This is a genomic window from Paenibacillus peoriae, from assembly GCF_022531965.1.
In the GTDB taxonomy this organism is placed as follows: domain Bacteria; phylum Bacillota; class Bacilli; order Paenibacillales; family Paenibacillaceae; genus Paenibacillus; species Paenibacillus polymyxa_D.
This window is the reverse complement of the sequence record NZ_CP092831.1, coordinates 5008331-5015500: the sequence shown is the minus strand read 5'-3', so window position 1 is coordinate 5015500 and position 7170 is coordinate 5008331. Positions and strand designations below refer to the sequence as shown.

At 56.2% G+C, this 7170-nt stretch carries 3 protein-coding genes; all 3 read left to right on the top strand.

Translation table 11 applies throughout. From position 1 onward, the window contains the following. The first annotated feature begins 137 nt into the window (after positions 1 to 137). The 3 genes from MLD56_RS22195 to MLD56_RS22185 are packed head-to-tail and all read left to right on the top strand — an operon-like array spanning position 138 to position 6992. The gene (locus tag MLD56_RS22195; RefSeq protein WP_241113428.1) at positions 138 to 3446 is read left to right on the top strand and encodes a non-ribosomal peptide synthetase; all 3309 of its coding nucleotides are present in this window, start codon (positions 138 to 140) and stop codon (positions 3444 to 3446) included. Next, positions 3436 to 5262: an ABC transporter ATP-binding protein gene (locus MLD56_RS22190; protein WP_029517530.1), complete on the top strand. Its 1827-nt coding sequence runs from the start codon at positions 3436 to 3438 to the stop codon at positions 5260 to 5262. The genes MLD56_RS22195 and MLD56_RS22190 overlap by 11 nt, the downstream gene beginning before the upstream one ends. Then, positions 5259 to 6992 (top strand): ABC transporter ATP-binding protein, encoded by a 1734-nt coding sequence (locus tag MLD56_RS22185; protein WP_029517531.1) that lies wholly within the window; start codon positions 5259 to 5261, stop codon positions 6990 to 6992. The genes MLD56_RS22190 and MLD56_RS22185 overlap by 4 nt, the downstream gene beginning before the upstream one ends. Positions 6993 to 7170 lie beyond the last annotated feature (178 nt).

The following is a 7170-nucleotide window of genomic DNA, read 5'->3' as shown; positions in this document are numbered from 1 at the left end:
CGCCGTCAAGCGAAAGCGGCGCGCATCCCAAGGAAGACGGCGAACAACGTCCAAGCCCGTAAACGCGCAGGCCGAAAGCATGCTTTTTCGGACCTGCGCCGGGGCATGCGGTCACTTCATTTTTAGGGGAGGTACAAATGAAATCTTTGTTTGAAAAGGAAGAACGGTACTGGAGCGGCAAGTTTGACGCCGATGACAGCCTGAGCTTCCTTCCCTACAGTCAATCCTCCAAATTATACGCCGACGGGGAAGCTGCGGCCGAGCCGGGTTTGCTTCACCGTACTCTGCCGAGCGAACTCTCGGAGAGAATCATTTGCCTCGCCAACGGTTCGGATTTGGCTTTGTACATGATTGTTTTGGCAGGAGTAAAAAGCCTGCTGTTCAAATATACCGGGCGGGACCAAGTGCTGGTCGGCATGCCTTCTTATAGCGCAGACCCCGACGGGACTCCGCCGCCGCATGACATCTTGGTGATCAAGACGTCCGTAAGCCGCCAGACTACGCTGAAAACGCTGCTCGGGGGCATCAAAGCTTCCATCGGCGAGGCGCTGGAGCATCAGCACCTGCCTTTTCGGAAAATGGTGGAGCCGCTCCATCTGGACTATACGGGGGACGGCCTCCCGGTCGTCAACACCGTCGCATCCTTCGCCCCGATTCATCCGGAACCGCTGGGTAACCGGGTGGCGGCCGATACGGTTTTTCGCTTCGACCGTCAAAACCACTCCATTGAGCTGGAAATAAGCTTTGACGGGCAGCGGTACGAGCGGGCATTTGTGGACCAGGCGGCCGACCATCTTGTTCGGCTGCTGTCCGTGCTTTTATTTCAGCCGGATCTGGAGCTCGGACAAGCCGATGTGCTGTCCCCAGACGAGAGGGAGACGCTGCTGAAGCGATTTAATGACACCGAAACCGGGTTCGAGCGGGGGAAAACGATTTACGGCTTGTTCGAAGAACAGGCGGAGCTTTACCCGGACAACGTGGCCGCCGTCATGAACGAGCGGCAGCTGACCTACCGCGAGCTGAACGAGCGATCCAACCGCCTTGCGCGGAAGCTGCGAAAGACGGGAGTAGAAGCGGATCAGCTGGTAGCGATTCTGGCCGAACGCTCGCTCGATATGGTCGTCGGCATTCTGGCGATTCTCAAAGCGGGCGGAGCCTACGTGCCTGTCGATCCCGACTACCCGGAGGAGCGCATCCGCTTCATGATTGAGGATTCGGGCGCGCCGTTATTGCTGATTCAGAAGCATCTGCATGAGAAGACCGACTTCGCAGGAACGCGCCTCGAATTGGACGATTTCGTTTGGGGCGACAGAGGGGCGGACTCCGCCGATGCGCTGGACGCTTCGAACCTGGAGCCGATTTCCGGGCCGGGCAACCTGGCATATGTCATCTACACGTCGGGAACGACCGGCAGACCGAAAGGAACGCTGATCGAGCATAAGAACGTCGTGCGCCTCCTGTTCAACGACAAGAACCTGTTCGACTTTGGGCCGTCCGACACGTGGACGCTGTTCCACTCGTTCTGCTTCGATTTCTCTGTCTGGGAAATGTACGGAGCGCTGCTGAACGGAGGCAAGCTGGTCATCGTACCGCCGCTGACGGCGAAAAATCCGGCCGATTTCCTGGCGCTGCTGGGCCGCGAACAGGTCACGATTTTGAACCAGACGCCAACGTACTTCTACCAGCTGCTGCGTAAGGTCTTGGCGGACCATCCGTACGATCTGCGGATTCGCAACGTCATCTTTGGGGGCGAAGCGCTGAGTCCGCTGCTGCTCAAGGGCTTCAAGACGAAGTACCCGGAGACGAAGCTGATCAATATGTACGGCATTACCGAGACGACGGTTCACGTGACATATAAGGAAATCACGTGGGTCGAAATGGAGGCGGCGAAGAGTAATATCGGCAAGCCGATCCCGACGCTGAAGGTGTACGTCCTGGATGAAAACCGCCGCCCTGTGCCGATTGGCGTAGCGGGCGAAATGTACGTGGCCGGGGAAGGCCTTGCGAGAGGATACCTGAACCGTCCGGATCTGACGGCGGAGAAGTTCGTCGATTCCCCGTTTGCGGAGGGGGAGAAACTGTACCGCTCGGGTGACTTGGCGGCTTGGCTGCCGGACGGCAACATCGAATACCTGGGCCGGATCGACCACCAGGTGAAAATCCGCGGGTACCGGATCGAGCTGGACGAAATCGAGACGCAGCTGCTGAAGATCGCCGCCGTGCAAGAAGCCAAGGTGCTCGACTGCGACGACGCGAACGGCCATAAGCAACTTGTCGCTTATTACGTCGCAGAAACGAGGCTGGCGGCGAATGAACTCAAAGAGGAGCTCGCCAAGCAGCTTCCGGGTTATATGATTCCTTCGTACCTCGTGCAGCTTTCGCGGATGCCGCTGACCCCGAACGGGAAAATCGACCGCAAAGCGCTGCCCGCGCCGGAGGAAGCCGCGGACGGAGGAACGGAATATGTCGCGCCGAGAACGCTGCTCGAAATGAAGATCGCCCGCGTCTGGCAGGATACGCTTGGCGTTCCGCAGGTCGGCGTAAAGGATAACTTTTTTGAGTTGGGTGGCAATTCGTTAAGTCTGATGAGGCTCGTTCAAGCCGTTTACGATGAAACGGGCATTGAGATACCGCTGAACCGCCAATTCCATCATGTAACCGTTGAGGCCATGGCTTTCGGAGAGGGGGATCAGGGCCTGGATAAAGGGGGAGACTCCTTCATTAAGTTGAATAAAGCAGGAGATCTGAACGTGTTCTGCTTCCCTCCGGGCAGCGGCTTTGGCATCGGTTATCGAGAGCTTGCAAGCAGGCTCGACGGCGGGTTCGTGCTCTACGGCATTGATTTTATCGACGATGCCGTCGATTACGAGGCCATGCTGAACCGTTATGTGGACGAGATCGTCCGCATCCAGCCGGAAGGACCTTACGTGCTGCTCGGCTACTGCTTTGGAGGCAACCTGACGTTCGAGGTAGCCAAAACGATGGAGAAAAGAGGCTATTCCGTAACGGACGTGCTCATGGTGGACTCGTGGATTAAGGACACGCTGACGTCTTCCGAAACGTCGGAGAAAGAGCTTGAAGAAATGCTTGCCGATTTCGACGAAGAAGAGAAGGAATTAATGAGCAACCCGCTCGTGCGGGAGCGGGTTCATCGGAAGGTCAAAGCGACCTTGGCGTACGAAGCGCAGCTTATTAATTCCGGCACGATCCCGGCCCGGATTTACGAACTGATTGCGAAGGACAGCGAAGCGTTCCGCCTGGAGCACCAATTGCCTTCCTGGCGGGGGGCAACGACGCAAGCTTACGCCGATTACCGGCTGGAGGGTGCGCACGAGGAATTGCTGGAACTCGCGCGCGTGGAAGAAACGGCCGTCGTCATCCGGGACATCTTAGAGCAAGTCAAGCGGCAGATCGAAGCGGAGGCCGGGGTACTGCATGGAAGCTGACCGCCAGCCGTCTGTTCTAGAACAAGGCACAGCGGCGCCTTCCAAGCGTCAAACCGCTTACGCCGCCTGGAAAGCGTTCCGCTGGTTGATGTCCTATGTAAGCCGTCACAAAGGCTGGATGATCGTCGGTGTCTTGTCCGCGATTGCCGCCGCCGTTATTGAGATATGGACGGGAAGTTTGATCGAGCAGCTGACCACCCAGGCCGAGAAGGGGGCGGGGCCAATCGTTCTGCAAATCGTGTACACGGTCTTTGTGGTCATCTTGATCGGTGTGCCGGCGAAGTTTTTCATGAGCTTCGGCGTGGAGCGAAGCAGCGCCTCTGCGGTGCAGGATATCCGCAACCATGTCATGCGTCATATCGGCAAACTCCCGGTCTCCTATTTGGAAAAGCAGCACTCCGGCGACGTATTGTCGCGGATCAACAACGACCTGCAGCTCATCCAGCAGTTTATGATTCGGGACCTCGCCCAGTGGTTTTATCATCCGCTGTTGTTCATCGGCTGTTTCACTTATTTGATCTACCTCCAATGGGAGCTGATGCTGTACAGCCTGCTGTTATTTCCCGTAGCGCTGCTGGTTTCCCAATGGATCGGCAAGCAGTTGGAGCGGTTGACGGAGGAAGCCCAGGCGAACATGGGCCGAATGAACGTCAACCTCCAGGATACACTTGGAGGTATGCCTATTGTAAAAAGCTACCTGCTATCCGGCATGTTATCTCGCTCCTACCAAGTGCTGCTGCAATTGACGGCTCAAAAAAAGCTGGCCGTGAAAAAGCGGGAAGCCTGGGTCAACCCGCTGCTTTCCACGCTGATGATCAGCCCGATCATTTTCGCCGTCAGTTACGGAAGCTATTTGATCTACAAAGGGCAGCTAGGCGCGGGGGAGCTGATCGCCTTCCTGTACTTGCTGAATCTGTGTCTGGAGCCGCTGGAGCATATTCCCGAGCTCATCACGCGGACGTTCGAAATGGCCGGTGCCCTGAGAAGGGTCTCCGAAATCGTCGAGCAGCCGACCGAAACGGAAAATGGCCGTTCGCTTCCGAAAGCGAGCGCCTCCCCCATCGAGTTTCAGAACGTAACCTTCGGGTATGAGGAGAGATCCCCGATCCTGCGGAATGTTAGCTTCTCTGTGCCGGAAGGGAAGACGATCGCGCTTGTCGGAGCGAGCGGCGGAGGGAAGAGCACGGTGTTTAAGCTTGTATACGGCTTTTATCCGCTTCCGGAGGACCAGGGCGAGATCCGCGTGTTCGGCAGCCTGATCCACGGCGCCGATCCGGAGCAGCTTCGGTCGCATTTTTCCGTGGTAACCCAGGATTCATATTTGTTTAGCGGCACGATCGCTGAAAATATCGGCTACGGGCGGGAAGTAGCGTCGATGGACGAGATTATCGAAGCCGCCAAAGCCGCTCAGGCGCATTCCTTCATTATGCAGCTGCCCGACGGCTACCAGACGTATGTCGGAGAGCGCGGAGGCTTTTTGTCCGGCGGGCAGCGCCAGCGCATTGCAATGGCCCGGGCTTTTCTGAAGGATGCTCCCGTTCTGCTGCTGGACGAGCCAACGTCGGCTCTTGATCCGGAGTCGGAAAGCGCGGTTCAGGAAGCGCTGGGCGTATTGATGAAGCAGAGAACGACGATGGTTATTGCCCACCGGCTTTCTACAGTACAAAACGCCGACGAAATTTGGGTCATGGAACAGGGGAGTATTGTTGAAAAGGGCACTCATGAACAATTGTTGAAGATGAAGGGACTGTACGCCCAGTCGTACTATCAGGAATTTACTGAGTCTGCCGAACGCAGGGAGGTGGCGTACACATGAAAAAGGGCGGATGGCTCTCGCAAGTGAAAGAACTCGGCTACTTGCTGATGTTTATGAACCGCAAGCGCAAAACCCAGTACGCCATTGGCCTGGCCGTGACGGCGCTCACCCAGACATTGTTCCTGATCGCCTTCAGCTTGGTCGTACATAACTTGGTTGATTTCGCCGTGTCCCGGGATACGTCCCTGATGGTGGAAGCCTTTATTATTTTGGGCGCGGTCTTGTTCCTGGAAAATGTGATTTCTCCCTGGTTCATTTACTTAAACCAGCGCAGTGTCGAGCTGACTGTGCTGAATATCCGCGAACGTCTTTATGACAAGCTGTGCCGGGTGCGGCCGAGATTCCTGGAGCAGACGCACCATGGGGACTTGCTGTCGCGGGTGAACAACGACGTAACGACCGTTGAGTTTACATTCTCGCAGGTTTACTTCGTTTTGCTGCTTCAAGTTGTCTTTTGCATCGGCTCCATTGTCTCCATGGTGTTGATCGATTGGCGGTTTGCCGGCGTATCCTTCGTCATTCTGCTGCTGTCCTCCGTGGTCAGCCTGAAATTTGCGCGGGATATTCGCGCCTTGTCCGAACAAGGCTTGCTAACGCTCGGTAAAATGACCGAAAAATTCAAAGATTTTATGGGCGGCATTCAAATTGTGAAGCTGTTCCGCATCCGAACGATTTACGGCCAGTACGAGGCGTTGAACGAACAAATGACGCAGACGCTTCGGCAAACCGCGCAGAAGAATGGCATGCAGGCTGCGGTGAATCATTTTATCAGCTACGTCACGTTCTGCGGCATCATCGTCATCGGCAGTCTTCTTTATGCCTACGGACTGATGGGAATGGGAAGCGTCGCCGCCCTGGCGGTTCTGCAAGTGAATCTGACGCATGCCTTGTTGAACTTGGGGATGGTTCTGTCGATGACCCAAAATTCGCTCGCGGGCGCTCATCGGATTCAAGAGGTACTAAGAGAGGAAGAGGAACCGGAGCGTTTGGGATCTCCTCACAGCGAGCTCGTGTCGGAGGCTGCGGTGGAGTTTCGCGATGTGGAATTTTCCTATCAGGCGGATAAAAAGGTGCTTGTCGACATCTCCATGCAGGTGTTTCCCGGCCAGGTCGCCGCTATCGTGGGGACCAGCGGCAGCGGCAAAAGTACGCTGATCAAGCTGCTGCTCGGCTTTTATCCTGTGGACAGCGGAGAAATCCTGCTCCAAGGCAAACCGTTCGGCCATTACACGCTGGAAGAAATCCGCAGGCAGATTGCATACGTTCCGCAGGAGCCATTCTTGTTTACCGGCACGATTGAGGAAAACATCCGCTACGGCAACCCGGATGCAACGGATGAAGAAGTGATCGAAGCGGCCAAAGCGGCGTACGCTCACCATTTCATTCAGGAACTTCCTGAACAGTATAAAACGCCGGTGGGAGAGAGAGGAGCGTCGTTGTCGGGCGGACAAAGGCAGCGAATTGCGATCGCACGGGCGATTCTCAAAAACGCCCCGATTCTGCTGCTGGACGAAGCGACTTCCGCGCTGGATAACGAATCCCAGCATTGGGTACAGCAGGCCTTGAACGTATTGATGAAGGGGCGCACCACCATTCTGATCGCCCACCGACTCAGCACCGTGGAACATGCGGATTTGATTACCGTCATGAACCAAGGGACGGTCGTCGAGCGGGGCCGCCATCAGGACCTGCTGGCGCTCGGAGGTTTTTACGCCCGGCTGTACGGCTAGATCCGCTTTACGGCGGGCGGCTTCTTGCTCGCGAATGCGACAGAGTCTTTTAGTAATCCAAGGTATGACTTTATAACCGGTAGTTACCAGAAAACGTAGACACGAAAAATGAGGAAGAGTCCGATGGAGCCGTTCCGGGAATGGCCTGCGCGGTTCTTCTAAGAGTGACTAAGTGACA

Excerpts from the sequence above, each read along its gene's own strand:
- MLD56_RS22195 (WP_241113428.1), top strand. The coding sequence starts at position 138 with ATGAAATCTTTGTTTGAAAAGGAAGAACGGTACTGGAGCGGCAAGTTT.
- MLD56_RS22190 (WP_029517530.1), top strand. The coding sequence starts at position 3,436 with ATGGAAGCTGACCGCCAGCCGTCTGTTCTAGAACAAGGCACAGCGGCG.
- MLD56_RS22185 (WP_029517531.1), top strand. The coding sequence starts at position 5,259 with ATGAAAAAGGGCGGATGGCTCTCGCAAGTGAAAGAACTCGGCTACTTG.